23 protein-coding genes are annotated in these 25,923 nt (G+C 57.9%); 10 read left to right on the plus strand and 13 right to left on the minus strand.

Annotated features, from left to right (window positions below):
• Window positions 1–40: 40 nt before the first annotated feature.
• The 7 genes from BLT54_RS03685 (at window position 41) to tsaD (ending at window position 5,360) form a co-directional block, all read left to right on the plus strand.
• Entirely contained in the window at window positions 41–1,165 is a 1,125-nt protein-coding gene (locus BLT54_RS03685) for a TFIIB-type zinc ribbon-containing protein (RefSeq protein ID WP_074641117.1), read from the plus strand.
• Between the two features lie 70 nt (window positions 1,166–1,235).
• Window positions 1,236–2,156, plus strand: coding sequence for a carbohydrate kinase family protein (locus tag BLT54_RS03690; protein ID WP_074641119.1), 921 nt, complete (start codon window positions 1,236–1,238; stop codon window positions 2,154–2,156).
• A complete protein-coding gene (gene dtd, locus BLT54_RS03695; RefSeq protein ID WP_074641121.1) occupies window positions 2,153–2,593 on the plus strand; it encodes a D-aminoacyl-tRNA deacylase in 441 nt (146 codons plus the stop codon). Before BLT54_RS03690 ends, dtd begins: the two co-directional genes overlap by 4 nt.
• A 103-nt stretch (window positions 2,594–2,696) precedes the next feature.
• Window positions 2,697–3,167: a tRNA (adenosine(37)-N6)-threonylcarbamoyltransferase complex ATPase subunit type 1 TsaE gene (tsaE, locus tag BLT54_RS03700; protein ID WP_074641123.1), complete on the plus strand. Its 471-nt coding sequence runs from the start codon at window positions 2,697–2,699 to the stop codon at window positions 3,165–3,167.
• Entirely contained in the window at window positions 3,164–3,772 is a 609-nt protein-coding gene (locus tag BLT54_RS03705) for a hypothetical protein (RefSeq protein WP_074641125.1), read from the plus strand. Before tsaE ends, BLT54_RS03705 begins: the two co-directional genes overlap by 4 nt.
• On the plus strand, window positions 3,769–4,371 hold the full coding sequence (locus BLT54_RS03710) for an L-threonylcarbamoyladenylate synthase (RefSeq protein WP_074641127.1): 603 nt from the start codon (window positions 3,769–3,771) through the stop codon (window positions 4,369–4,371). The genes BLT54_RS03705 and BLT54_RS03710 overlap by 4 nt, the downstream gene beginning before the upstream one ends.
• Window positions 4,368–5,360 carry a tRNA (adenosine(37)-N6)-threonylcarbamoyltransferase complex transferase subunit TsaD gene (gene tsaD / locus BLT54_RS03715; protein ID WP_074641129.1) on the plus strand — a complete coding sequence of 331 codons (993 nt, stop codon included), beginning with the start codon at window positions 4,368–4,370 and terminating at the stop codon, window positions 5,358–5,360. Before BLT54_RS03710 ends, tsaD begins: the two co-directional genes overlap by 4 nt.
• Here tsaD and BLT54_RS03720 read toward each other — a convergent pair.
• From BLT54_RS03720 to BLT54_RS03735, 4 genes are read right to left on the minus strand one after another with little or no spacing between them, the layout of a single operon-like run.
• Window positions 5,357–6,088, minus strand: a complete 732-nt coding sequence (locus BLT54_RS03720) for a proteasome-type protease (RefSeq protein ID WP_074641131.1) — start codon at window positions 6,086–6,088, stop codon at window positions 5,357–5,359. The two genes, tsaD and BLT54_RS03720, sit on opposite strands and share 4 nt — an antisense overlap.
• A 17-nt stretch (window positions 6,089–6,105) precedes the next feature.
• Window positions 6,106–6,906: a transglutaminase family protein gene (locus tag BLT54_RS03725; protein ID WP_074641133.1), complete on the minus strand. Its 801-nt coding sequence runs from the start codon at window positions 6,904–6,906 to the stop codon at window positions 6,106–6,108.
• Between the two features lie 6 nt (window positions 6,907–6,912).
• Entirely contained in the window at window positions 6,913–7,854 is a 942-nt protein-coding gene (locus BLT54_RS03730; RefSeq protein ID WP_074641135.1) for an alpha-E domain-containing protein, read from the minus strand.
• A gap of 16 nt (window positions 7,855–7,870) precedes the next feature.
• The gene (locus BLT54_RS03735; protein ID WP_074641137.1) at window positions 7,871–9,295 is read right to left on the minus strand and encodes a circularly permuted type 2 ATP-grasp protein; all 1,425 of its coding nucleotides are present in this window, start codon (window positions 9,293–9,295) and stop codon (window positions 7,871–7,873) included.
• Window positions 9,296–9,585: 290 nt separating this feature from the next.
• On the opposite strand from BLT54_RS03735, the gene BLT54_RS03740 reads away from it, so the two are divergent.
• Both BLT54_RS03740 and BLT54_RS03745 read left to right on the plus strand, forming a co-directional pair.
• Window positions 9,586–11,775, plus strand: coding sequence for an NADP-dependent isocitrate dehydrogenase (locus tag BLT54_RS03740; RefSeq protein WP_074641139.1), 2,190 nt, complete (start codon window positions 9,586–9,588; stop codon window positions 11,773–11,775).
• 148 nt (window positions 11,776–11,923) lie between these two features.
• Window positions 11,924–14,005, plus strand: coding sequence for a methyl-accepting chemotaxis protein (locus tag BLT54_RS03745; RefSeq protein ID WP_074641142.1), 2,082 nt, complete (start codon window positions 11,924–11,926; stop codon window positions 14,003–14,005).
• 147 nt (window positions 14,006–14,152) lie between these two features.
• On the opposite strand, the gene BLT54_RS03750 is transcribed toward BLT54_RS03745, so the two are convergent.
• From BLT54_RS03750 to modB, 4 genes are all read right to left on the minus strand, one after another.
• The gene (locus BLT54_RS03750) at window positions 14,153–17,413 is read right to left on the minus strand and encodes an efflux RND transporter permease subunit (protein WP_074641144.1); all 3,261 of its coding nucleotides are present in this window, start codon (window positions 17,411–17,413) and stop codon (window positions 14,153–14,155) included.
• Complete coding sequence (locus BLT54_RS03755; RefSeq protein ID WP_083351669.1) at window positions 17,406–18,392, minus strand: efflux RND transporter periplasmic adaptor subunit; 987 nt, start codon at window positions 18,390–18,392, stop codon at window positions 17,406–17,408. The genes BLT54_RS03750 and BLT54_RS03755 overlap by 8 nt, the downstream gene beginning before the upstream one ends.
• A gap of 132 nt (window positions 18,393–18,524) precedes the next feature.
• Window positions 18,525–19,661, minus strand: a complete 1,137-nt coding sequence (gene modC, locus BLT54_RS03760) for a molybdenum ABC transporter ATP-binding protein (RefSeq protein WP_074641147.1) — start codon at window positions 19,659–19,661, stop codon at window positions 18,525–18,527.
• On the minus strand, window positions 19,658–20,371 hold the full coding sequence (gene modB, locus BLT54_RS03765; protein WP_074641149.1) for a molybdate ABC transporter permease subunit: 714 nt from the start codon (window positions 20,369–20,371) through the stop codon (window positions 19,658–19,660). Before modB ends, modC begins: the two co-directional genes overlap by 4 nt.
• A 377-nt stretch (window positions 20,372–20,748) precedes the next feature.
• Here modB and BLT54_RS03770 point away from each other — a divergent pair, with 377 nt between their 5' ends.
• Window positions 20,749–21,432 carry a sugar transferase gene (locus BLT54_RS03770; RefSeq protein ID WP_074641151.1) on the plus strand — a complete coding sequence of 228 codons (684 nt, stop codon included), beginning with the start codon at window positions 20,749–20,751 and terminating at the stop codon, window positions 21,430–21,432.
• A 19-nt stretch (window positions 21,433–21,451) separates the two neighbouring features.
• Here the strand turns inward: BLT54_RS03770 and BLT54_RS03775 are convergent, their stop codons facing one another.
• From BLT54_RS03775 to BLT54_RS03795, 5 genes are all read right to left on the minus strand, one after another.
• Entirely contained in the window at window positions 21,452–22,867 is a 1,416-nt protein-coding gene (locus BLT54_RS03775) for an ArnT family glycosyltransferase (RefSeq protein WP_176832818.1), read from the minus strand.
• Window positions 22,842–23,159: a lipid-A-disaccharide synthase N-terminal domain-containing protein gene (locus tag BLT54_RS03780; protein ID WP_074641155.1), complete on the minus strand. Its 318-nt coding sequence runs from the start codon at window positions 23,157–23,159 to the stop codon at window positions 22,842–22,844. Before BLT54_RS03780 ends, BLT54_RS03775 begins: the two co-directional genes overlap by 26 nt.
• A 3-nt stretch (window positions 23,160–23,162) precedes the next feature.
• Window positions 23,163–23,903: a glycosyltransferase family 2 protein gene (locus tag BLT54_RS03785; protein WP_074641158.1), complete on the minus strand. Its 741-nt coding sequence runs from the start codon at window positions 23,901–23,903 to the stop codon at window positions 23,163–23,165.
• 177 nt (window positions 23,904–24,080) lie between these two features.
• The gene (locus BLT54_RS03790) at window positions 24,081–24,443 is read right to left on the minus strand and encodes a DUF5368 domain-containing protein (protein WP_074641161.1); all 363 of its coding nucleotides are present in this window, start codon (window positions 24,441–24,443) and stop codon (window positions 24,081–24,083) included.
• 12 nt (window positions 24,444–24,455) lie between these two features.
• Window positions 24,456–25,784: an NAD(P)/FAD-dependent oxidoreductase gene (locus tag BLT54_RS03795; RefSeq protein WP_074641163.1), complete on the minus strand. Its 1,329-nt coding sequence runs from the start codon at window positions 25,782–25,784 to the stop codon at window positions 24,456–24,458.
• Window positions 25,785–25,923: the final 139 nt, after the last annotated feature.

A 25,923-nucleotide genomic window follows, 5' to 3' on the forward strand; every position in this document is an offset into this window, starting at 1 on the left:
GCAGCATGGGCGCAGCGCCCTTAATACCGGGTAAACATGCATGACCTCTGAGGCATTTTCTGAACACAGCACACAGGAGCATCGCTTTCCCTGTTCGACCTGCGGGGCGGATCTTCGATTTGATCCAGAGGCGGCGCGCCTTAAATGCGATCATTGCGGCGCGGATCAGCCGCTGGATAAAAGCGACGCACCGCCCCCGCGCGAGCTGGATTTTCGGACCGCGTTGACCGCGACGCTGCCGGATCAGGCGATGGAAGACACCCGCGTGTCGACCTGTCCCAATTGCGGGGCGGAGGTGGAATTTGACGCCGACATCCATGCCACAGAATGCCCGTTTTGCGCCACCCCCGTGGTCACGGACACCGGCGTGCACCGCCAGATCAAACCACATGGCCTCCTGCCCTTTGCCCTCACCGAGGCGCACGCGCGCAGCGCGATGACGGATTGGCTTGGCCGCTTGTGGTTTGCCCCGAATGGGCTCAAGGATTATGCGCGCAAGGGGCGGCAATTGTCGGGGATGTACCTGCCCTATTGGACCTTTGATGCGCAAACCGCGACCCAATACCGTGGCGAGCGCGGCGATGATTATTACACCACCCGCACCATCACCCGCGATGGCAAAACCCAAACCATTCGTGAACGTCACACCCGCTGGCGGGTCAAATCCGGCCGCGTGTCGCGGTTTTTCGACGATGTTCTGGTGCTGGCCGCGCAGGCTTTGCCAGCGCGCTTCACCGATGGGTTGGCGCCGTGGGATTTGTCCGAGTTGGAACCCTATGTGCCGGATTATTTGGCGGGGTTTCGCGCCTCGGCCTATACCGTGCCGCTCGAAGAGGGCTATGAGAGCGCGCGCGATTACATGGACCGGGTGATTGTGCGCGATGTAAAATTTGACATTGGTGGCGACCGGCAAAGGGTGCATGACCTGCAAACCGCTGTGTCCGGGGTGACGTTCAAACATATCCTTTTGCCGGTGTGGATGGCGGCCTATAAATACCGTGGCAAGACCTATCGTTTTGTCGTCAATGGACGCACCGGAAAGGTGCAGGGCGAGCGGCCCTATTCGGCGTGGAAAATCGCCTTGGCGGTGATTGCCGGGCTGATCGTTGCGGCGGGCATTGGCTATGTGGTGGCGATGAATCAACAGGGCACGGCTGGGTACTGAGGCATTTTATCTTGCACAGATAGCGCTAACACATCTAAAACGACGCAACCCATATCCAGGAGACAGGCCCATGATCCTTTGTGCAGGCGAAGCCCTCATCGACATGCTGCCCCGCACCACGACGCTGGGCGAGGACGCCTATGCGCCCTACCCCGGCGGCGCTGTGTTTAACACCGCCATCGCTTTGGGTCGGCTTGGCGCGGATGTGGGGTTTTTCAGCGGCTTCTCAGAGGATTTTTTTGGCGATCTGTTGAAACAAAGCCTTGCACAGAGCCATGTCGATGGCAGCTTGTCCCTCACCGTGGATCGCCCCTGTACCGTGGCCTTTGTCAAATTGGTCGATGGCCACGCCACCTATGCGTTTTATGACGAAAACACCGCCGGGCGGATGTTGACCGAGGCGGATATTCCCGCCCTGCCTGACCAGATCGCGGCGGTGTTTTGTGGTGGGATTTCCTTGCCGGTCGAACCCTGTGGCGCGGCCTATGAAACGTTGTTTGTTGAGGCCTCCAAAACCCGCGTCACCATGATTGATCCGAACATTCGGCCCGGATTTATCCGCGATGAGGCACGTTATCGTGCACGAATCGAACATATGCTGGCCCATGCCGATATTGTCAAAGTTTCGGACGAGGACCTGTTGTGGCTGATGGGCGCGGGTGAAATTGAGGCCCATATCGAACTGCTTTTGACCAAGGGGCCAAAGCTTGTCTGCCTGACCATGGGCGGGGATGGGGTCAAGGGTTACACCACCGGACATGTCACCCATGTGCCCGCCGAAAAAGTGACGGTTGTGGACACGGTTGGCGCCGGGGATACGTTCAACGCAGGCCTTCTGGCCGGGCTGCAACGGGCGGGCAAATTGACCAAGGCGGATGTAGCCAATCTGGATGACGCGACATTGCGAGCCGCCCTTGCCCTTGGGGTCAAAGCCGCCGCCGTGACCGTCAGCCGCGCCGGGGCCAATCCGCCATGGACGCATGAGCTGTGAGAGCGCTGGTCCAACGCATTTCTGAAGCCGCCGTGCGTGTCGATGGCGCGGTGGTTGGGCAATCCGGGCCGGGGCTTTTGGTTCTGGTCTGTGCGATGCGCGACGACACCGAAACGCAGGCCGAAAAACTGGCCGCCAAAATCTCAAAACTGCGGATTTTTCAAGATGATGCGGGCAAGATGAACCTTTCTGTCCGCGACATCCAAGGCAGCGCACTTGTGGTCAGTCAATTCACGCTCGCCGCCGACACCAAGGGCAATCGTCCGGGGTTTTCCACCGCTGCCGCGCCCGAGATTGGGAATGCGCTTTACGCGCATTTCACCGATGCCCTGCGTCAGATGGGTGTGCCCTGTGAGACCGGGGTTTTTGGCGCGGAGATGAAGGTGAGCCTGATCAATGATGGTCCGGTCACGATTTGGCTCGACACGGATCAGTGACTGGGCCGTTCCGGGCGGAGCGCCCCCACCGATGGACCCCATGGACCTTTGGCCCCATTTGCCCTAAATCGCGCAGATAACTTTTAAAGACCGGACAGGCCCCGTGGCACGCCAAGTGACATTGATTGCGAAAGACGAAGCCGCAACCGCGCGCGTGGCCGTGGCGTTGGCCCCGTTGTTGCGCCCGAGCGATGTGATTTTGCTGGATGGCAGTTTGGCGGCGGGAAAGACGTTTTTCACCCGCGCCTTGGTGCGTGGGCTGGGATCAGACGAAACGGTGACCAGCCCGACCTACACCATCGCCAATATTTACGAGACCCCAAAGGCCACGGTTTTGCATGTCGACGCCTATCGCCTGAAAAGCGCGCAAGAGTTCTATCACCTTGGATTAGAAGACTATTTTGACACAGGCATCGCCGTGATCGAATGGGGAGAACGCATAGCTGAGAGTTTCGACACCGCCCTGTCCATCCGCCTTGGCTTTGGCGAGGATGACACGGCGCGGGTGTTGTCTATCTCCGCCTCTGCCCCGCGATGGGACGCGGTTTTGGACATATTGGAGGCGCTGGCATGAGTGACGTGACGCTTTTAATTCAGGCCTCAAACGGCGTGCCGGTCCTGGCGCTGGCCCGTGATGGCGCGATCCGGTTTGACAGTTCAGAGGTCGAGAGCCTTGCGGGCTCTCGCGATTATCGCCTGATGTTGGAAACCGGGCTTGCACAGATCGGGGCTACGTTGAGCGAGATCACCCGCATCGGCTGTGACATCGGTCCCGGCGGGCTTGGCGTGACGCGCACGGCGGCGGCTTTTGCCAATGGGCTGGGCTTTACCCTTGGGATTCCGGTCGTTGCTCTGCCCGCTTTTGCACTGCTGGGGGCGGAGGCGTTCGACGGTCAAACCCCGGTCGTCCTTCTACGCCGTGCCGGTCGGCCCTATGTGCATTTCGGAATTTACCGCGATGGCGCACTTGCACATTACGAACATTGTTTGGAAGAAACTGCCTTAAAAAAGGCCGCGGAGTTGGACAAATACAGCCTTGCGGGCAATATCCCTGTTGAGGGAGTTGAAGCGCCTAAAACCAACACCGCAAACATGGCCACCCTGCTGGCCTTTATGGATGCCACTCCCGAACCCGCCGTAAACGCCCGCGCCTATCCCATTGTCGAGGTGCTGTCATGACTGTTTCTGAGGCAGATATCGTGCAGTGCATCACTCAAGGTGGCGTGGTGCTTTTGCCGACCGACACGGTGCTTGGGCTGGCGGTCTCCCCGCGACATGGAGCGGCGATTGATCGGCTTTATGGGCTCAAACACCGCCCGCGTGACAAGAACCTGCCGATCATGGTTGCGGATGCGGATCAGATCGCCATGCTCGGCGCACAGATCACGCCAAGCGCGCAGGCCCTGCTCTCAAGCCTTTTTGTGCCGGGCGCATTGACCATCGTCTTTGGTCTTGATCCGACGCGCGCACCCGAATGGCTTGCCGGGCGCGACGAGATCGCTTTGCGCATCCCCAATGATGCGCAGCTCTTGGCAGTGTTGCGCGAAACGGGTCCGCTTTTGGTCACCTCGGCCAACCGATCCGGGGCTCAGACACCGGGCACAACCAATGAAGCCGCAGCACAGTTGAATGGCACGCCGGATTTGATCGTCGCTGGCACAGGACGCCAAGCCACCCCCTCCACCATCGTCAATTGCCGCGTCACCCCGGCCCGGATCGAACGCATCGGCGCGGTGTCTGAGGCAGACATCGCCAGCCTTTTGGAGGGCCTCCTATGAGCGCGCTGATCCTTGGCATCGAGACCTCCTGTGATGACACATCGGTGGCGCTTGTTGATCGTTCGGGCCATGTGGCCGCAATCAAAACCGTGTCGCAATATGAGGTACATGAGGCCTTTGGCGGAGTTTACCCCGAACTCGCCTCACGGGCGCATCTTGAGGCGATTTTGCCGACAATTCAGTCGGTTATGGATGAGGCCTCAGCGACACCGAAAGACCTCACTGCCATTGGCGTGACCCGTGGGCCGGGATTGATCGGCTCGCTTTTGGTCGGGTTGTCCACGGCTGAGGCACTGTCCATGGGATGGGGTGTGCCGGCTTACGGCGTCAACCATTTGCGCGGGCATATCCGCTCGGTTGAGTTGGAAGGCGGTCAAACCGAATTTCCCGCCGTGATCATGTTGGTCTCGGGCGGGCACACGTTGATCGCGGAATTAAAAGACCCGTGGTCTTATCGGCTTTTGGGCACGACACGCGACGATTCAGTCGGTGAAAGCTATGACAAAGTGGCGCGGATGTTGGGGCTTGGCATGCCGGGCGGTCCGGCCATTGACCGGGCGGCGAAATTGGGCAGGCCGGTGTTGCGCCTCCCTAGACCGATGAAAAATGAGGGCTATGAGTTCTCCTTTTCCGGCCTGAAATCTTCGGTCGCGCGCCATATTGAAAACCACCCCGAGGTCAGCCTTGAGGACATGTCGGCGTCTTTTGTCGCCGCCTGTCTCGACGTCTTGGTGGCCAAGGCGGACCGGGCGCTGGCAGAGTGCAAACCGCGCTCTTTGGTGATTGTGGGCGGCGTGTCGGCCTCGCCGCAATTGCGCGACGCGATGGCTCAGGTGGCAGACCATCACGGGGTCAACCTGTGCCTGCCGCCGGTGAAATGGGCAACAGACAATGCGGCAATGATCGCCATGGCGACATGGGATTATATCGAGCGCGGCGTCAAACCCGCACTGTTCCCGAAACCCAATCTCAGCCTTGAGACGCCTTAAAAGGTAAAGCCCGGAAGACTGTCCATCGCGGTCTTCAATGCCTCGCCCCACCTCGATGAAATCGTTTGGAAATACGGATCATCGGCGGTGATGCGGCGTTGGTGGGTGACTTTATAGGTGTCGGCTTCGATGACTTGCAAATCGAACGGCAGGCCGACGGACAGGTTGGCTTTCACCGTGCTGTCAAAGGAAACCAGCGTCAATTTGACCGCATTTTCAAAGGACATATCCGGCTCATAGGCGCGCACCAAAATCGGTTTGCCATACTTGGTTTCGCCGATTTGAAAGAACGGCGTCTCGTCTCCCGCCTCAATGAAATTGCCTTCGGGATAGATCAAAAACAAACGCGGCGGCGAGCCTTTGATTTGACCGCCCAAAAGCACGGTGGCGTTGAAGGTGCTCGACGCACGTTGGCCTTCGTCAGCATGGGTGGTGATCAGATCTTTGAGGGTCTGGGCCACGATCCGCGCCACTTGGAACATCGAAGGGGCGGCCAGGATCGAAGGTTCGCGCTCTTCCGGGGCTTTGGTGCGCTCGTCAAGCAGGGAGACCAAAGCCTGTGTCGTTGCCAGATTGCCCGCCGTCATCAGCGTCAAAACGCGCTCGCCGGGGGATTCCCATGTGAACATCTTTTTGAAGGTGGAAATGTTATCGACGCCTGCATTGGTGCGGGTGTCAGACATCATCACAAGGCCCTTATCGAGCATCATGCCGACGCAATAGGTCATCTGTCCCTCCGGGAACTTTATTGTTGCTGGGCAACTTCAATGGCGACCGAAAGAGTCTCTCCCGCCCCGCCGTATCGTGTGCCAGTTACAGGGGCCGCCCCCTGATAGTCCAGCCCTGTTGCAACACGGACATAACGTGTGTCCGGGCAAATCTGATTGGACACATCAAATCCGACCCAGCCCAGACCACCGACATGCGCCTCGGCCCAGGCATGGGTGGCGTCCTGTTCGATGCGATCATCCATCATCAAATAACCGGAGACATAGCGCGCCGGAAACCCCATTTCACGCGCCGCCGCGATAAAGATATGGGCGTGGTCCTGGCACACGCCTTTGCCCTCGGCAATCGCATCTTCGGCGCGGGTTTCGGACTGTGAGGTGCCGACCTCATAGGCCACGGTCTCGCTGATCACCCGCGAGAGATCGTGCAGCTTGCCGACCGAGCTTTCGCCCTCCACCTGTTTGATCAACGCGCGCACGCCGGGCCCCGGTTTGGTCAGCGGCGTGACGGTTTCAAACAGCCAAAGCGGTGCCGGTCCGCGATGCGCGCCGATGATACCGTTGGTGTCAGAGACCTCAACCTCACCCTCGGAGCGCACGGTGACTTCGGTGACATCCTTGTCAAAGGAAATCAGTTCCACCGCATTGTTCATGTGGTCGTGATATTCGAGTTCCTTTTTGCCACCCGACAGGGTGGTGTTCCAACGGATCACCTCCTGCCCATGACCGGATTTTGGTGTTTTGCGCAGCTGTTGCAGCCCGTAAGTAACAGGATCAGCAAAGGAATATCGGGTGGTGTGGCGGATCGTCAGGCGCATGGGTCCTCACTCATAAAAGCGATAGTCTTGTTCGATTTGGCCACCAAGTTGGCGCAAGCTCGTCAAGACGTTTTGAATATACTCATGCAGCCCGTATTCAAAGACCGCGTCGATATCATGAGCGTTGAACCGATTCACCAGCGCCTCAGCCAAGTCCATCGAGGGGAATTTCGCGCCATAATCGGCCCCAAGATAGGCCAGATTGTCATAGATTTTAGAGACGCAGAAATTCAGCGAACGCGGCATACGTTTGTCGAGCACAAGGAATTGCGCAATGTCGCGGGCGTTGACTTGCGAGCCGTAAGCCATACGGAACCCGCCCCGCGCCGAGACAGAGCGCAGAATGGTTTCCCAATGCACATTGTCGATCGAGGAGCCGACCGAAAAATTCGATGGCAAAAGGACGTAATATTTCACGTCCAAAATCCGCGCTGTGGCATCCGCGCGTTCGATAAACGTGCCGATGCGGGCGAAATCATAAATGTCATTGCGCAGCATCGTGCCATGGGTCGCCCCACGCACCAAGGCGGTGCGTTGACGAATGAGGCCCAGCACGGCCGGAAGGTCGCGTTCGGAGACCTTGCGTTTCAACGCCTCGCGGGTGGCCATGTAACAACCGTTCAAGGCCTCCCAGACCTCGCCGGTCAGGGCCGTGCGTACAAGCCGGGCGTTTTGACGCGCCTCCGAGATGGTCGAGAGCACCGAGGACGGATTGTCCCGAGAGCGCAGCATCCAATCAATCGCGCTGTCTTTGCTGGTCTCATCGTAATGGACGTTATAGCCCTCAATGACGCCCGCCGATTGCATCACCGAGGTCCATTCATCATCGGCCTGACCCAAACGGGTCAAGCCAATGCGTTGCCCCGTGTCCACAAGCCGCGAGGTGTTTTCGGCCCGCTCCAGATAGCGAAACATCCAGTAGAGGCCATTTGCGGTTTTCCCAAGCATGTCTGTCCCCTACCCTTTAATCTTCCAACACCCAAGTGTCTTTGGTGCCCCCGCCCTGGGATGAGTTCACCACCAAGGAGCCTTTTTGCAGCGCCACACGGGTCAAACCGCCGGGCGTGATGTTGATCCCGTCAGGCGAGCAGAGCACATAGGGCCGCAGATCGACGTGGCGCGGCGCAAGCCCCGCCTTGGTAAAGATCGGCACGGTCGAGAGGGCCAGCGTCGGCTGGGCGATGTAATTCGAGGGGCGCGAGGTCAATTTGGCGCGGAAGGCTTCGATTTCTTTCTTGCTTGAGGTTGGTCCGATCAACATGCCGTAACCGCCAGAGCCATGCACCTCTTTGACCACCAGCTCAGAGAGGTTGTCGAGCACATAGGCCAGACTGTCCGGCTCGGAACAGCGCCATGTCGGCACATTCTCTAAGATCGCTTTTTCGCCTGTATAGAATTCAACGATCTCCGGCATATAGCTATAGATCGCCTTGTCATCGGCAATGCCTGTTCCCGGTGCGTTGGCGATGGTGATGCCGCCCGCGCGGTAGACATCCATGATGCCGGGCACACCCAGAGCCGACTCCGGGTTAAAGTTCAGCGGATCGAGGAAATCGTCGTCAATCCGCCGGTAGAGCACATCAATCGGTTGATAGCCACGGGTGGTGCGCATGACGACACGCCCGTCGACAACCCGAAGATCATGGCCCTCAACCAATTCCACACCCATTTGATCGGCCAAAAACGCGTGTTCAAAATAGGCAGAGTTGTAAATCCCCGGCGTCAAGACGGCCACGGTTGGCGGTCCATCACAGGCGGGCGGCGCACAGGCGGCCAGAGAGCGGCGCAGGTCCGACGGGTAGTTTTGCACCGGCTGAACCCGGTTCTTGGAAAACAGCTCAGGGAACATTTGCAGCATCGTCTCGCGGTTCTCCAACATGTAGGAGACGCCGGAGGGGGTGCGGGCATTGTCTTCGAGGACGTAAAACTGGTCATCACCGGTGCGCACAAGGTCGGTGCCGACGATATGCGTATAGATGCCCCCCGGCGGACACATCCCCATCATATGCGGCAAAAACGCCTCGTTGCGGGTGATCATCTCAAGCGGGATACGGCCCGCTTTGATGATTTCCTGCCGGTTGTAAATGTCATGGAGAAAGGCGTTGATCGCGCGGACCCGTTGTTCGATCCCTTTGGACAGCTTTTGCCATTCACGCCCCGAAATCACCCTCGGGATGATGTCGAACGGGATCAACCGCTCTTCGGCCTCCGAGCGTCCGTAGACGTTAAAGGTGATGCCCGTGAGCCGGAAGACCTCTTCCGCCTCGCGCTGTTTTGCTCGGAGCCGTTTGAGGTCTTCGCCTTCAAACCAGCTTTGAAATCCTGCGTAAGGATCGCGCAGGGTCTCATTGCGGCCCCACATTTCGTCAAAGATTTTTGTGTCGCTCATGCTCAGAATTTAGAGGTTCGGTTGAGCGCTTCACAATCGGAATCACGCGTTTTACGGTGATGAAATGCGCATTAGCTTATTTTTTAATCACAAGGCGCCGACGGACCGGATCAAAAGCCGCGATCTCGCCTCTCAATCCGCCACGCTATCTGTATTGTATACCTCGGGATACATTGACTTGAGACCCGTACTCCGCTACCCGAAAGCCCAAGCGCAAAAGGGCAATTGCCCCAATGCAGAATCGCTGAAAAGCATCGCTTAAAGTGGCAGACCCACTAGTGGAGGACCCCATGGCCCAAGAGACCCCCGATATCATCTACACCATCGTAGACGAAGCCCCTGAACTCGCGCGTGGATCGCTTTTGCCGATCATCACCTCGTTCTCCGAGGCCGCAGGGATCAACGTCGAGACCCGCGATATTTCGGTCGCCGCCCGCATCCTCGCGCTCTTTCCGGAGCTGCTTTCGGACGATCAAAAAGTGTCTGACGATCTGGCCGAACTGGGCGAGTTGGTGAAAACCCCCGAAGCCAACGTGATCAAACTGCCAAACGTCTCGGCCTCCGTACCGCAACTTGAAGCCGCGATCAAAGAATTGCAGTCGCAAGGCTACCCGATCCCGTCCTACCCGGCCGATCCGCAAACCGACGCAGAAAAGGCAATCCGCGCCAAATACGACACGATCAAAGGCTCCGCCGTGAACCCGGTTCTGCGCGAAGGGAACTCGGATCGTCGCTCCGCCAAAGCCGTGAAAGAATACGCCAAGGCCAACCCGCACCGCATGGGCACATGGACCTCAGCCTCCAAAACCACGGTCGCCTCGATGCCGGGCAACGACTTTTTCGCCAATGAAAAAGCCGCCACCATCACGGGTGCTCAGGCGGGCGGCGCAAAGATCGTTTTCACCGCCACAGATGGCACCGAGACCGTTCTGAAATCCGGTTTGAAATACGCCGAGGGCGAAGTGGTCGACGCGACCTTCCTCTCCGCCAAGGCCCTGCGCGCCTATATCAAAGCCGAAGTTGAGAGCATGGAGCCGGGCGTTTTGTTCTCCGTGCACCTCAAAGCCACGATGATGAAGGTCTCCGACCCGATCATTTTCGGTCATTTCGTCTCTGTCTACCTCGAAGATTTCATCGCCAAACACGGCGCGTCCCTTGAGTGGAACCCGAACGATGGCATTGGTGAATTGGACAAATTGATCGCCGACAATGCCGAGATGAAAGCGGACCTCAAAGCCGCCCTGGACGCCCGCCCGCCGCTTTACATGGTGAATTCTGATAAGGGCATCACCAACCTGCATGTGCCCTCTGACGTGATCATCGACGCCTCCATGCCCGCCGTGATCAAAGCCGGCGGCATCGGTTGGGGCCCGGACGGCAAAGCGGCTGACACCAAATGCTGCATCCCGGACAATTCCTACGCCTGCGTCTATGACGAAACGGTCGAGTATTTCAAAGAGACCGGCACGCTGGACGTCACCACCTGTGGTGCCGTGTCCAACGTTGGCCTGATGGCGCAAAAGGCCGAAGAATACGGCTCCCACCCAACCACCTTTGAAATGAAGGCAGACGGCAAGGTCGAGATCGTGCTCGACACTGGCGATGTGCTGCATTCGCACGCGGTTGAGGCGGGCGACATCTGGCGGTCGTGTACCGCGAAAAAAGCGCCGATCCTCGATTGGATCCAACTCGGCATCGAACGTTTTGACGCCACCGGCACCGGTGCCTTCTGGCTTGACGCCAACCGCGCCCATGATGCGGAGCTGATCAAATATGTCGCACCGGCGCTGAAAGCCGCAGGCAAAGACATCCCGATCATGGCCCCGCGCGAAGCCACACGTTTCTCCTTTGTCGAGATGCGCAAAGGCAAAGACGTTGTGACCATCACCGGCAACGTGTTGCGTGATTACCTGACCGATCTGTTCCCGATCCTGGAACTGGGCACCTCGGCGAAAATGCTCTCTATCGTCAAACTGATGAACGGTGGCGGCATGTTTGAAACCGGGGCTGGCGGCTCTGCACCGAAGCACGTTCAGCAGGTGATCGAAGAAAACCACCTGCGGTGGGACAGCCTTGGCGAATTCTGTGCCTTGGGTGAAAGCTACGCTTTCTTGGCCGCCTCGCGTGGCAAAGCCAAAGCCGCCGTTTTGGCCACCGCTGTCGAAGATGCAACCCAGAAGCTGTTGTTGAATGGCAAGTCGCCGGAGCGCAAAGTCGGTGAAAACGACAACCGCTCGTCGCATTACTGGTTTGCGCGCTATTGGGCCGAAGCCCTGGCGGCTCAGTCCACCGATGCCGCTCTGGCTGCGCATTTCGCCCCGATTGCCAAAGAGTTGGTCGAGAACGAAGAGATCATCCTGGACGAGTTGAAAATCTCCGAAGGCGAGCCCGCCGATTTGGGTGGCTATTATCACGCAGATCCGGCCAAAGTCGCCTCTGTGATGCGCCCTTCGGCCACGCTGAATGCCATCATCGGCTGACCTAAGTATCGGTTTTAAACAGAAAGGGAGCCCTCGCGGCTCCCTTTTTTTGTTTTTGGACGCCTTAAACCCCTCCTTAAGGGATTACCGATACTGTGCTGTCAGATCGTGGCGAACTCCCGCCATAAGATGACGACATAGGGCTCAAATGTTCAGTAAATTTAAACGCATAAAATCTACGACACTCTCTCGTCCGACGGATGCGGCCCTTCTCTGCGCCGTCGATAAGACCCATTTCATGCTCAACTGTACGCCAGACGGGTCCATCCTCTCCGCCAACGCGCAGTTCTGTCATCGCATGGGCTTTGATGAGGCGGCGATTGTCGGCACCCCCTATAAAACCCTTGTACGCAGCAAAGATCACACGGAATGTGCCGCGCTTTGGGCCAAACTCGCCAAGGGTGAGCCTCATAATCAAATCATGCCGCGCCTCAATGCTTTGGGCGAAGAGGTTTGGCTTGATACCACCTATGTTCCGATCAAAGATGATCAGGGGGCCGTTGCGTATATTGCGATTATTGCCCGTGAAATTTCGGAAATGCACCTGCGCCGCCGCGACAACCGATCCAAAGAGGATGCGATCAAGCGCTCTATGGCGGTGATCGAATTCGACCTTCAGGGCAATATCCTCATCGCGAATGACCATTTCCTCGCTGCGACCGGCTATTCCATGGAGGACTTGAAGGGCCAGCACCACAGCATTTTCATGCCAAAGGATGAGGTCAATACTCAGGCCTATCGCGACTTCTGGACGCGCCTCGGACAAGGTGCCTCCGAAAAAGGGCCGGTCAAACGCATTGCAAAAGATGGCTCGGCCGTCTGGCTTGAAAGCACCTATGAAACCCTGATCGACCCTGAAGGGCGCCCCTTTAAGGTGGTGAAATACGCTTTTGACATCACAACAGCTAAAAACTTGGAGGCGGATGCACGCGGTCAGATCGACGCCATCCAAAAGGTTCAGGCCGTGATTGAGTTCTCCCCAGATGGAACGATCCGCCGCGCCAATGACAACTTTTGTCACGTCATGGGCTATGCCGAATCCGAAATCATTGGCAAACACCACAGGATCTTTATCGACCCGGCCTATGCGGCGTCTTCTGACTATGCACAATTCTGGGCGCGTCTGAGAGCGGGCGAAGCGCTCAGTGACGAATACGCGCGTCTTGGCAAAAACGGCCAACGCATCACCATCAAAGCCAGCTACAACCCGATCCGCAATGCGGCAGGACAAGTTGTGAAAGTCGTCAAATTTGCCGTCGACACAACCATCTACCGCCGCACCGCTGAAACCCTCATGGCAGGTCTTGATGCCTTGGCGCAGGGCAACCTTGCGGTACAACTCGACACCGATCTGGGTGAATTCGATGACATTCGAAAAAATTTCAACATCGCCCTCTCGAAACTCAACCACACGATTGGCAGCGTGGCTGACAGCACGCAAATCATCAAAGCAGAATCAGACGCCATCGGCCATGCCACAGATGATCTTGCCCGACGCACGGAAGCCCAGGCGGCAACCCTCGAAGAAAGTGCTTCGGCCCTCGACGAATTGGTGGCCTCCGTCACGGGCGTGGCGAACACTGCCGGTACGGTCCAGAGCCAATCCAAAGAAGCACAGGGTTACACGGTCCAAGCCGGCGATGTCGTGGATCGCGCTGTGAATGCAATGGACGAGATTGAAAACTCGTCGAAACAAGTCGCTTCGATCACCTCCGTCATTGACGACATCGCGTTTCAAACCAATCTTTTGGCTCTAAATGCCGGAGTGGAAGCCGCCCGTGCAGGCGATGCGGGGCGTGGCTTTGCCGTGGTTGCCTCTGAAGTCCGCGCTTTGGCACAGCGCTCGTCAGATGCCGCGCGTGAAATCGCAACGCTCATCGACACGTCGAACCGTCAGGTCGCGAATGGCGTTGATTTGGTCCGCGAAGCCGGGGCCGCCCTTGGCCGTATTCGTGAAGCCGTCGAGAAAATCAATCACGGGATCGAACAGGTCGCCACCTCTACAACAGAACAGGCCACCGGCCTTGGCGAATTAAGCTCGGCGATCAACCAGCTTGACCAAACCACACAACAAAACGCCGCCATGTCGGAAGAAACCAACGCCGCAACAGTCAGCTTGCAAAACAACATTGCCGCGATGGAACAAGACGTCAGCTTTTTCTCGGTGCAAGACACACAGGCCAGTGCAAGTGTCAAACCATTTGAGACTGGGTTGTCCCGTAGCGCGTAGAGCGTTTTGCGGACAGTCCGCTGGCGAGGCTCATACGGCTGACATCGTTCGTGGTATATCGGGCAAAAGAGGGGCGAATTGCGCCCCCTCTTTATTCCATATTGCTGATTGAGACCTATGTGATCTCGCGCAGGCTGGTTCCTCCCCTCACATTTTGAAAATGCGATAGATGGCTGGGATAACCAGCACAGTCAGCGCCGTCGAAGACAACAGCCCAAACAAGAGCGAAATCGCCAGACCTTGGAAGATCGGGTCCACCAAAATCACCGCCGCCCCAATCATTGCGGCAATCGCGGTCAACAGGATCGGCTTGAACCGCGTGGCCCCTGCTTCAATGAGAATATCAAGCGTCACATTGCCTTGATCATCGGCGTTGCGAATGAAATCGACCAAGAGGATCGAGTTTCGCACAATGATCCCCGCCAAAGCGATGAAGCCAATCATCGACGTGGCCGAAAACGGCGCGCCAAACAACCAGTGCCCGATCATGATCCCCAAAAAGGTCAAAGGCACCGGCGTCAGAATCACCAAGGGCAAGCGGAACGAGCCAAACTGTGCCACCACGAGGATGTATATCCCCAAAAGCGCCACACCAAACGCCGCTCCCATGTCGCGGAAGGTGATCCAGGTCACCTCCCATTCGCCATCCCACAACAGGGTCGGATGATCGGTCTGGGACGGCTGACCATGAAGAGAAATTTCAGGCTTCATCCCCTCCGGCCAATCCATCGCATCCAATTTATCCGCGACGGCCATCATGCCATAAAGCGGCGCTTCATATTCACCGGCGAGTTCGGCCTGAACCATCACCACATCGTAGCCATTGTGACGGAAAATCGGGAAGGAGGTTTGTTCCTCCGTGATTTTAACCACATCCCCCAGCTCCACCACGCCACGCCCACCGGGCAATGCGTTGGCGGGCACCGGCGTCGACAGTGTTTCGGCATTCAGAATCCGATCCGAGCGATCGCGTCCGATCACAATCGGGATCGGGCGGCGGCCTTCGCCACGGTGTGAATAGCCCACCGTGGTATAGCTGTTCAAAAGTTGAAGCGTCTGCGCGGCATCGGTTTCATTGACCTGATAGAAATTCAAATCGGAGGGCAGCATTTCGGCCCGAATGCGCCGCGCCTGAACCCCGAAATTGTCATCGGTATCGACGATGAAATCAACCTCTTCAAACGCCTCGCGCACCTTGCCTGCAACCGCACGCCGGGTTTCGCCATCGGGACCATAGATTTCGGCCAGCAGCGTCGAAATCACCGGCGGTCCGGGGGGAGGTTCGACCACTTTCATCGCGGTGCCCGGCGGCACAGTGATACCCTCAAGGATTATTTCCCGCAGTTCGAGCGCGATGTCATGCGAGGTCCGGTCGCGTTCGGTTTTCGGCAAAAGTTTGAGTTGCACCTCGCCCATCTCCGGGTTTTCGCGCAAATAGTAATGCCGCACGAGACCATTGAAGTTGAAGGGGGCAGAGGTGCCCGCATGGGTCTGGGCCGACATCACTTCGGGCAGGCTCATGGCCAGACGCGCCGCCTGTTGGACAATCGCATCCGTGGCCTCGACAGACGCGCCTTCCGGCAGATCGACCATGATGGCCAGTTCGGATTTGTTGTCAAAGGGCAGCAATTTGACCGTGACGTCTTTGGTATAAAGCGCGCCGAGCGAGCCAAAAGACAACACGATCACCGCCAACAAAAACATCCAAGCGACTTTTTTCGACGCCAAGACGGGCCGCGCAATGGAGGCGTAAAACTTGCCCAATTTGCCCCCCGGAAACGCGCCCTCTTCATCGTGATGAAGCTCCGCGCGCCCGGCGATTTTCAACATCAACCAAGGCGTGATCATCACCGCCACGAAAAAGGAAAAGATCATCGCAGCCGAGGCATTGGCCGGGATCGGGGACATATATGGCCCCATCAATCCCGAAACAAAGAGCATCGGCAAAAGCGCCACGACCACGGTCAAAGTGGCCACGATGGTCGGGTTTCCGACCTCAGCCACAGCGGCAACAGCCGCACCAAACCGGTTTTGACCGGGCTTTTTCATGCCCCAATGACGGGCGATGTTTTCGATCACCACAATGGCGTCATCGACCAAAATCCCGATGGAGAAAATCAGCGCAAACAGGGACACGCGGTTGAGCGTGTAGCCCATGATATAGGCGGCAAAGAGGGTCAAAAGGATGGTCACCGGGATCACGATGGCGACCACAACGGCCTCGCGCCAGCCGATGGCGATCAACACCAGAATAACGATGGAGACGGTCGCAAGGCCCAGGTGAAACAGCAATTCATTGGCTTTTTCATTGGCGGTTTCGCCGTAATCCCGCGTCACTTCGATGCTGACACTGTCGGGGATGATGCTGCCTTCCATCTCGGACACACGGGTCAGGACCTCTTCGGCCACGGTCACCGCATTGGCCCCCGCGCGCTTGGCAATGGCCAGAGTCACGGCGGGGCGGCGGATGATCTCCGCATTCATGTCGATCGCGGCATGGACGCCTTCGACCCCGCTGTCGGCCCCCGCGCGCGTCAGGGTCGCCACATGTTTTTCGTCGAGATCGGAGACAAACCCGATCTCGGCCACATCGCGGACATAGACCGTCCGACCATCGCGGGCGGTGAGTTCGAGGTTGCCGATTTCTTCCGGCGTGGTCAGGGTTTTGCCGATAATCAGGCCAATTTGGTCGCCACCATCGCGCAGCAAACCCGCCGGGGATGAGGAGTTTGCGCTCTGCACTTTGCCCGCAAGCTGTTGCAAGGTAATACCGTAAAGCGCCAGTTTTTCCGGCGAGGGGGCAACACGAAGCGCCTCTTCGGTGCCGCCAATCACATAGGTGAGGCCGACGTTTTCGATCCGGGCGAGGCGCACTTCGACCTCTTTGACGATCCGCGTGAGATCAGAGGGCATCATGCCTTCATTCCCCTCAGCGGGGCTAAAGGTCAGCGCGACAATCGCCACGTCATTGATGCCCCGGCCCACAACCAAAGGTTCAGGAATACCGAGCGGGATGCGGTCAAGATTGGCCATGATTTTATCGCGCACCCGCAGGATGGCGGTGTCGGACGACACGCCGACCATGAAGCGCGCGGAGACCATGACGTGATCATCGCGGCTGTCCGAATAGACATGTTCGACCTGATCAATGCCTTTGACGATGGTCTCCAATGGCTCGGTCACGAGTTTGAGCGCATCCTGCGCCTTGAGCCCAGAGGTATCGACATGAATGTCGACCATGGGCACGGAGATTTGCGGCTCCTCTTCGCGTGGCAAAGACACCAGCGCGATCATGCCCACGGCCAAAGAGGCCAAGAGAAACAACGGGGTGAGCGGGGAGAGGATGAATGTGCGGGTCAAGCGCCCGGCAAGGCCGAGCGCGCCCGAGGGACCGTGCGGATTATTCATGAGACGTCACCACCACATCGCCAGCGGTCAAACCGCTTAGAATTTCGACCCAAACAATGCCGTCTGTTTCAACCCGATTGCCAGGAACGACCACACGGTCCGAGGGGCCGGAGGGCAGATCGACGGACACGAAATCAAGCCCGCCAGATTGGGTCAGCGCGGTTTCAGGGACCAAAAGCCCGTCGTGGCTGCCCACAGGCAAGCGCACCTGAACCCGACGGCCGACGAAGGTGGTCTCAAGGCCCTCGACCTCGACATCGGCTTGCACCCGCCCCCCCTCAATCAGGGGATAAATTTTGGCAAGCGTGCCGGATGTGGCGGTGCCGGCTTCGGTGATTTCAATGGTATCGCCCTGTTTGAGCGTGTCGGCGTAACGTTCAGAGACGCCGAGGCGCAAGAACGCACCCCCTGCGCCGATGGTTGCCACTTCTTCACCGGCAAACACGACGCCGCCTTTGGACACGGGCACGGAGAGAACCAAACCCGCCTCGGGCGCCAGCACTTCACCCTCTTCGATCTGACGTGCTACGACTTGGCGTTCGGATTTCAGGCTTGTAATCTGACTTTCGAGCACGTTCACGTTGGTTTGCAAGGCTTGCAGACTTTGGTTGGAAATCACACCCCGTTCAGAAAGGGATTGGCCACGATCCAAATCGGCCTGCGCTTGTTCCAGTTGCGAGCCAAAAGCGTCGAGTTGGGCGTCGATACCTTCGATTTGGAACAACAATTTGGTGTCTTCGATGATGGCAACCCGTTGACCGGCCTCAACCATATCGCCTTCGGTCACGTCGAGCGCGGAAATCGTCCCGCCAATCCGGGCGCGGGCGGGGACGCGATCGCGGGTCTCAACCTCGGCATAAACCGGTTTCCATTCGATGACCGCCTGTGGGGTCACAGTCAACGTCTCGCCAAAGGCGGGGTCAATGGCCAGAAAGCTTCCGGACATCAGCGGTAAGATGAGCATTAGGGTGCGGCGCATAAGGTCCTCATTTCGGTTCTGTGAGTGTCATCGAGTGGCATCACATAATATTCAATTTTTTGCATATGTAGCAAATCATATGCCATGTGCAAGCGCAGCTTGGTCTTTGAGTAGGAGAAAATAAGCAATCTGTCACGAATTACTGTATTTTACGTCCCTCACCTCGCCTGACCCAAGCGGCCCCGCACCACGCGCCACTGTTTGACGCGCAATCGAGACAGATTTAATCACAGCGTGACAAAGCATACCTTGTTTTAGGTCAAGAGCGGCGGCGGAACGTTTGGTCACCCGCGCCAAAACCACACCCGCAGGTGTTGCGAGCGAAACCATGGCCCCCGGCCCCTCGCCCATGCGGATGTGCGCGATGGTCCCGGGCATAATATTGAGTGCCGAAAGCCCCTTTGGACGCGCGGGCGACAAAATCACATCCTGCGCCGCAATTCTCAGGCGGACCTGAGCGCCCGGTGCCGCGTCCAATTTGGGCAAAAACAACGGCACGCCCCCGGCAGACAGTTCGGTCAGACCGTCCGCATGATGCGCGTGGACCTGTGCCTCAATGAGCGCGCCAGCGCCACGCACACCCGCGGGCATAAGGCTTGGATCGCCCAGGATTTCAACCGCACCGCCCTGCCCGGTGACGCGCCCGGATTCAAAGGCCACCACCGTTGTCGCCAGACGCGCGACCTCGGCGGGGCTGTGACTGACATAGAGGATCGGGATAGAAACCTCATCGCGAAGCCGCTCAAAATACGGGAGAATTTCGTCTTTTCGCGCATCATCAAGTGCCGCCAGAGGTTCATCGGCCAAGATCAAATCCGGCCCGGACAACAGCGCACGACCAATGGCGACCCGTTGCTGTTCCCCGCCAGACAACCCGGCTGGACGCCTGTCCAACAAATGGCCAATGCCCAGCATCTCGACCATCTGTGCCACCTCAGATTCGGGCACATCGCGGTCGGAAAATCGGCGGCCATAGTCGAGATTTTGCCGCACAGACAGATGCGGAAACAACCGGGCATCTTGGAAAATCGTGCCGATCCGACGTTTGTGCGGCGGCAAGCAAATCCCCGCCCCGGTGTCGCACAACACCCGGCCATTGATCACCACCCGCGCCTCATCCGGGCCAAACAGCCCGGCAATCGCGCGGATCACCGTGGATTTGCCCGAGCCCGACCGACCAAACAGTGCCGTCACACCCGAGGGCACATCAAATTGCGCCTCAAGGGCAAACCCCTGAAACTGGTGACGGAGCTGAACCGAAATGCTCATGCGCCGCGCCCCCGTTTGGCCATACGCCGCGCCAGAAATTCAGACAGGATCAGCGCGGTCATCGCCAAAACAATCGAAATCACCACCAATCGCAACGCCGCGCTTTCACCGCCGGGCACTTGTAGGAACGCGTAGATGGCCGAGGGCAGCGTGCGGGTTTGACCAGGAATGTTGGAGACAAAGGTGATCGTCGCGCCAAATTCGCCCAAAGCCTTGGCAAAGGCCAAAACCACTCCGGCGAGCACACCGGGCAAGGCCAAGGGCAGCGTGACGGTCCAAAACACCCGGATCGGTGAGGCTCCAAGCGAGGTGGCGGCCTCTTCCAATTTGGGATCAATCGCCTCAATCGACAGGCGGATCGCGCGCACCATCAAAGGAAAGCCCATGATCGCCGCCGCCAAAGCGGCACCGCTCCAGCGAAAGGCGAACACGATCCCGATCTCTTTGAGCGCCGCGCCCAACGGCGCGCGCGCGCCAAAGGTCATCAACAACAGATAGCCGGTGACCACCGGGGGTAGAATCAGCGGCAAATGCACCAAACCATTGAGAACCTCGCGCCCCGCAAACCGCCACCGCGCCAAAGCATAGGCCACAAATATCCCCAAAGGCAGGCTGAGAAGCGCCGCCCAAAAGGCCACTTTGAGAGACAGGGCCACCGCCTGCCATTCCGCAGCGCCCAAGCCGAACCAATGTGCCGCCTGCTCGGTCATATGTCCTCCGTCATCGCCACTGCCACATTTGCATCAACCGCGTGTCTACCAACACCAAGCAAGGCTGACCTCAGGCGTCGCATCCATCCGATCCCTCTCAGCTCTCCCCTTGTCCCGGAAATTCGCCCCATAATGGTTGGCAAGCATCAAAGTGCAAGCCCCCTCAGGGCTTGGTGTCCTGTCGCAATTTTCCCAACGACGGCGTAAACCGTCTGAAATCGGCGATTTTTTGCGGCTCAAAAATAAAAATGCCACATAAACCTGCGCCTGTGCCATTAAACCGTGATACAAAGTCGCGGGACTGTTATCCCCGTGAAAAGAATCGTGCATCGGCACGGTTGATACTATGTTTACTGTACACGTCGCGGGGGGCGGAGATGTCCATTTTGCCAAAAGGAAATACGCAGTTTTCAAAGGGGGTCCGTCCTGCGCCTCCTCGGTCGGGAATTTTGTATCGAAAGGGTGGTAAGCGCGCTTTTGATTTGCTGCTCGCCGCCGCAATGACTCCGTTCATTTTGCCGGTGATCCTGATACTCGCCTTTTTGGTGAGTCTCGACGGCGGGCCTGCCTTTTATATGCAGCGCCGGGTTGGTCGAAACGGAAAATTGTTCCAGTTTTATAAACTGCGCTCGATGCGTCAGAATGCCGATGAGCTTTTGGAACGGTTGTGCCGTGAGGACCCAGAGATCGCGGAAGAATGGCATAAGTATCAGAAATTGCGCCATGATCCCCGGATCACCAAAGTTGGCCGGTTCATTCGCGCCACAAGTTTGGATGAGTTGCCGCAGCTTTTGAACGTGATCAAAGGGGACATGAGCTTTGTCGGCCCGCGTCCATTTATGACCAGTCAGCAAATGCTCTATGAGGCGGCCAATGGCTGGGCTTATTTTGAAATGCGCCCCGGCATCACCGGTGTTTGGCAAATTTCAGGGCGCGGTGAGACCAGTTTCACCGATCGCGTCCGCTACGATCATCTGTATTACAAACGCCTGAGCCTGAGTACCGATATGGCGTTGATCGCGCGCACGGCCGGGGTTGTTTTGAAACAAACCGGGCACTGAGCGCCCCAAGCCTCAGCGATTATTTGGCAAACAAACACCCGGCGTCCACACGGGTTGCACGCAGCTCCGTGGTCGACCATGTGCCCTCACGCACCAATCCCTCCAACGCGTCCCCCGGACAGGGGATGTCGCCGAAGGACACCACCAAGACAGAGCCGATTACATCCTCTGGCAACGCGAAATTTTGCGCATAATAGCTCGACGGGCGTCCCGTTTCGGGCATGGCATAAAGGGCCACGTCACGATCGCGGCCCGTATAAAACAGATCGGCCAAGATGTCTCGATTAGAAGTCACGACGGGCAGATCCTCGCGCTCGGCCAAGGCGAGAATGCTCTCGGAAAGAGCATGACGGCCAAGATAACGGTTCAAAAGCGGCTTGTCCCCTGACATCGGCCAAGGCGCAAGGATGAGTAAGACCGGGAGCGCCACAGCCAAAATGCCATTGAGCGCAAGGGCGGCAATCCGGCCCCAACGTGGCAAGACCATCACCACCAAAACCATGCCGGCAAAATAGGTGGCAATGGCCCAATTGGCATAGGCTTTGTCCATAAGCGCCTGAACGGAAACAACAAAAATAGCGGGGATCGACAAGAGCACAAGGGCGCGATGGGTCTGTGTGCGCGGGCTCAGATAAGCCCAGATCAGCGCCGCCATCGGGATCAGCCCAAAGACTCCGAACTGGCTGCCAAGGAACGTCAGGAGTGAGCCAAGATCGAATTTTGCGCCATGACGCACCCACCCGGCATTGTCCATCGTGTGCGACACAGTGGTCAGATCATGCGACAGGTTCCACATGACATTGGGGGAGATCACCAGGGCAAAGCCCGCGATCATCACCACAAGATTGCGCCAACCGGGACGCAGCATCGGCACAAAGATCATCGCCAACCCGGCCCCCGCCAAAATGTAAATGGCGGCGTATTTCGCCATAAAGGCCAGCCCGGCGAACAGGCCAACCGCCAACGCATCCGAGGCGCGGCGGGTGTCGGCGGTGCGGAACAGAAACAAAAGCGCGGCGGCATAAAACGGCGCCATGATCGTATCGGTCGAGATCATCACCGAACCGAGGCTGACGAAGGGCAGCGAGAGATAGAGCGCCACGGTCCAAAGCGCGGCGGCGCGTCCGATCAATCGCGCGGCCAAGGCACCCAAGATCAAAGCCGTGATGCCATGCAACACCGCGCCGGGCATCCGCACCCAAAACGGTGCATCGGACCCGGCCAGATCGGTGACCAAACGGATCACCCAACCGATCAAAGGCGGCTTGGAATAATATCCGAAATCAAGGTTTTGGCCCCAAAACCAATATTGAACCTCATCCACGAAAAGGTCGGTTTGATCAAAGATCAGCATGAAAAGTCGTAGGCCAACGGCCACGACCACAAGGATCAGAGCGGTTGGAAGCCACTCATTCAGACGGGGAGGGTTGGGCACGTCGTTTTGCATAAATCAGCCAAAGGTTGCGGGCGTAGATAAAGACGCCAAGCGCCTGACCCAGAATGAACACAGGGTCGCGCCGATAGAGCGCATAGGCCAAAAGCATCACGCCACCGATCAGGGAAAAATACCAAAAGGCGACGGGCATGACACTGTCTTTGGCGCGTTCCGAGGCGATCCATTGCAACAAAAACCGCGCGGTGAACATGAGCTGTGCGGCCAGTCCAAAAACCACCCACCACAGCTCGGCACCACTGTCGACGTGAAGCATATTCATCAGCATTTGCATGGCTTAGCCTTGATTTTCGGGACGGATAACTTCGGTGGGCTGGGCTTTCTTGCGACGCGTCAAAAGCCAGGCAACCCCGATCAGATCAATCGCACCGACAAGCGCGCGCTGAAGATTGGAATAATGCGAGCGACCGCCGCCGCGCGCCGCATGGGACACGTCAACATGAGCGATGGTCCAGCCATCGCGCGCAAACAGCGCAGGCAAATAGCGGTGCATGTGATCAAAATAGGGCAGCGCCAAAAAGTCATCACGGCGGAAGGCTTTGAGGCCACAACCGGTGTCGCGGGTGCCATCTTTGAGAAGTTTCGCCCGCAGCGCATTGGCGAATTTCGAGGCATAGCGTTTGGACCATGTGTCTTGCCGCGCCACGCGCTGACCTGCCACAAGCCCGATCTGCGCACTGTTCAGCCCCTTGAAAGGCGCCAACATATTGGGGATTTCCGAGGGCGGGTTTTGACCATCGCCATCAAGGGTACAAATATAGGTGCCCCGCGCGGCGCGCACGCCGGAATGCACCCCCGCCGATTGACCACCCGAGCGGTTATGGCGGATCACCCGAAGCTCAGGCATCTGCGTCATCCGGCGGGCCAGAATGTCAGCCATGCCATCATCAGAGGCGTCATCAATGACGATCACTTCCCACGGGCCAATGGCGGCACAGGCTTGAGCAATGCCATCGAGCAAAGTCTCGATGTTTTCGGCCTCATTGCGGGCGGGAATGATGATGGAAGTGTCGCACATATCTCGTACTCAAAGCCTTTTTCCGTTCACGCGGTCCATCACTGTGCGATTAAAGGAGCGCTGCCTTGATGTAAAGAGCAAGCCCCTTTGGACGGGGGGGGGAGACGCCGCATATGAACAAGCCCCCCACTCCGCACGAGATGGGGGGCTTGACCTTCGGGCCGCTCTCGCTGGCCGTCAGGATGCTGGGTCGCTTTGCGGCTTTTTGATCAGCGACTGAACGGTATAGACCAAAATCGCCATGCCGACCGCGCCCATAGCGGCCACCCCCAACAGCACGATCACATCAATGGCCCCGCCAATATCCGAAAGCGCTGAATGGGTCATCGCCATCACGAACCAGACGGCCGCAATCGCGCCCAAAGGCATGGAAAGTTGCGCCCAAAGGAATTTGTGCCAACTCACCGACCGGTCCCGGATCAGCACATAGACATAGCCGACAGTCACCAGAACAGCCGCGATAACCATGGTCCAAAACAGACCCCGGCCAAAGATTTCCTCGAAGACCGCAAGAAGGGTTTGGAATGTCATATCTTTCATATCATGCGCTCCTTACGCTTTGCCACGCAGCATGGCGTTATAGGTGGCTTTGAGGGCAACCTCTTTCATCAGCCAGGAAATCCACAGCTCTTCGAGCGGGGGAATGATGCCGGGAAAAGAGGGGGTGAGGTTGTTGTTGTAGTCGAATTCCACCAACATCGCGCGGCCGATTTTGGTGATCATCGGGCAAGAGGTATAGCCGTTATAGGTCTCGGTCGGTTCCGTACCCGCGATGGCGGAGAGGATTTGATCCTCAATTACAGGCACTTGCCATTTCACCGAGGCGGCGGTTTTGCCCTTTGGCACGCCGGCCACATCACCCAAGGCCCAAATGTCAGGGTAGCGCAGGTGTTGCAACGTGGCCATGTCGCATTCGACCCAACCTTGGTCGGTCCATTTGTCGGCCCAAGACAGGCCGGATTGGCGGATCACCTCAGGCGCGCGTTGCGGCGGGATGACATGGAGGTAATCATAGTCGATCTCATCCGTGCCCTCGGGCGTGGTGAAGGTGGCACGTTTGCTGCCGGGGTCGATGGATTTCAGAACGTGATTGTACACCGGCGCAATGGTGCGATCACCAAAGAGCATACGGACCTTTTCGGAGACAATCGGCACCCCGAACAGCGCGCCATCATGGGCGGCGTAAGTGATTTCGGCTTTGTCGCGGCTTCCGGCGCGGCGCAGCCGGTCATCAATCAAAAACGTGTGTTTCAAAGGGGCGCCGGCGCATTTCATTTCGGTGCCCGGACGGGTGAACACGCCATGCCCGCCCTCTTCGATAAACTTAGAGGCGGCTTTCCATGTGGCGGAGGCATATTGCGGCCCGGCATACAAAGCGCCGATGCCGTTTTCACCCACCATATCAAGGGAAAACCCCTCAATCGCGTCATGGTCCAGCACAAGCCCGGGGGCCACGACGAGGAAATCGTATCCAAGCGTGTCACCGCTTTCGGTCGATACGGTTTTCGCGACGGGGTCGATGGCCACGGCTTTTTGCGCGATCAAAGTAACGCCTTTGGGCAACCAATCGGTGGTTTTGGAGGTGACGTAACCGGCGGGCTTCAATCCGGCTGCAACCAATGTCAGACCGGGTTGATACAAATGCTCCTGACGCGGATCAATGAGGGTGATTTGCGCACCGTCAAGCCGGGTGACCAATCGGTTGGCAAGGGCAGTGCCGCCCGCGCCTGCCCCGATGATGACGATTTTGGCGGCTGTTTTCAGCGGCGCGGCCTGAACCGTGCCAGAGCTTGCGGCAAGGGCCGTGGCACCGATGGCGAGGCCTAAAAATCCGCGCCGATCCAACGGCCGATCCAACGTAGGTGAAGAACGGGTGTTCATGGGAGTCTCCGCATTATCGTATGCATATGTATGCATTGTTTTGGTGTGAGAAATCCGCCCCGAAGGGCGGCATTTGTTTGATAAGTTCCCCCGAGGGCGGGGAACGACATCCGCCCTCGGGGGTCGAGCCTGACCGGGA

Origin of the sequence: Celeribacter baekdonensis (assembly GCF_900102315.1) — a bacterium.
GTDB lineage: Bacteria > Pseudomonadota > Alphaproteobacteria > Rhodobacterales > Rhodobacteraceae > Celeribacter > Celeribacter baekdonensis.

What these genes read in the sequence shown, in the direction of transcription:
- BLT54_RS03735 (WP_074641137.1), bottom strand. Translation starts at nt 9,295, where the DNA reads ATGAGCGACACAAAAATCTTTGACGAAATGTGGGGCCGCAATGAGACC.
- BLT54_RS03720 (WP_074641131.1), bottom strand. Translation starts at nt 6,088, where the DNA reads ATGACCTATTGCGTCGGCATGATGCTCGATAAGGGCCTTGTGATGATG.
- modB (WP_074641149.1), bottom strand. Translation starts at nt 20,371, where the DNA reads ATGACCGAGCAGGCGGCACATTGGTTCGGCTTGGGCGCTGCGGAATGG.
- BLT54_RS03745 (WP_074641142.1), top strand. Translation starts at nt 11,924, where the DNA reads ATGTTCAGTAAATTTAAACGCATAAAATCTACGACACTCTCTCGTCCG.
- modC (WP_074641147.1), bottom strand. Translation starts at nt 19,661, where the DNA reads ATGAGCATTTCGGTTCAGCTCCGTCACCAGTTTCAGGGGTTTGCCCTT.
- BLT54_RS03755 (WP_083351669.1), bottom strand. Translation starts at nt 18,392, where the DNA reads ATGCGCCGCACCCTAATGCTCATCTTACCGCTGATGTCCGGAAGCTTT.
- BLT54_RS03725 (WP_074641133.1), bottom strand. Translation starts at nt 6,906, where the DNA reads ATGCGCCTGACGATCCGCCACACCACCCGATATTCCTTTGCTGATCCT.
- BLT54_RS03785 (WP_074641158.1), bottom strand. Translation starts at nt 23,903, where the DNA reads ATGTGCGACACTTCCATCATCATTCCCGCCCGCAATGAGGCCGAAAAC.
- BLT54_RS03705 (WP_074641125.1), top strand. Translation starts at nt 3,164, where the DNA reads ATGAGTGACGTGACGCTTTTAATTCAGGCCTCAAACGGCGTGCCGGTC.
- BLT54_RS03790 (WP_074641161.1), bottom strand. Translation starts at nt 24,443, where the DNA reads ATGAAAGATATGACATTCCAAACCCTTCTTGCGGTCTTCGAGGAAATC.
- BLT54_RS03730 (WP_074641135.1), bottom strand. Translation starts at nt 7,854, where the DNA reads ATGCTTGGGAAAACCGCAAATGGCCTCTACTGGATGTTTCGCTATCTG.
- BLT54_RS03770 (WP_074641151.1), top strand. Translation starts at nt 20,749, where the DNA reads ATGTCCATTTTGCCAAAAGGAAATACGCAGTTTTCAAAGGGGGTCCGT.
- BLT54_RS03750 (WP_074641144.1), bottom strand. Translation starts at nt 17,413, where the DNA reads ATGAATAATCCGCACGGTCCCTCGGGCGCGCTCGGCCTTGCCGGGCGC.
- BLT54_RS03690 (WP_074641119.1), top strand. Translation starts at nt 1,236, where the DNA reads ATGATCCTTTGTGCAGGCGAAGCCCTCATCGACATGCTGCCCCGCACC.
- BLT54_RS03780 (WP_074641155.1), bottom strand. Translation starts at nt 23,159, where the DNA reads ATGCAAATGCTGATGAATATGCTTCACGTCGACAGTGGTGCCGAGCTG.
- BLT54_RS03795 (WP_074641163.1), bottom strand. Translation starts at nt 25,784, where the DNA reads ATGAACACCCGTTCTTCACCTACGTTGGATCGGCCGTTGGATCGGCGC.
- BLT54_RS03685 (WP_074641117.1), top strand. Translation starts at nt 41, where the DNA reads ATGACCTCTGAGGCATTTTCTGAACACAGCACACAGGAGCATCGCTTT.
- tsaD (WP_074641129.1), top strand. Translation starts at nt 4,368, where the DNA reads ATGAGCGCGCTGATCCTTGGCATCGAGACCTCCTGTGATGACACATCG.
- BLT54_RS03710 (WP_074641127.1), top strand. Translation starts at nt 3,769, where the DNA reads ATGACTGTTTCTGAGGCAGATATCGTGCAGTGCATCACTCAAGGTGGC.
- BLT54_RS03740 (WP_074641139.1), top strand. Translation starts at nt 9,586, where the DNA reads ATGGCCCAAGAGACCCCCGATATCATCTACACCATCGTAGACGAAGCC.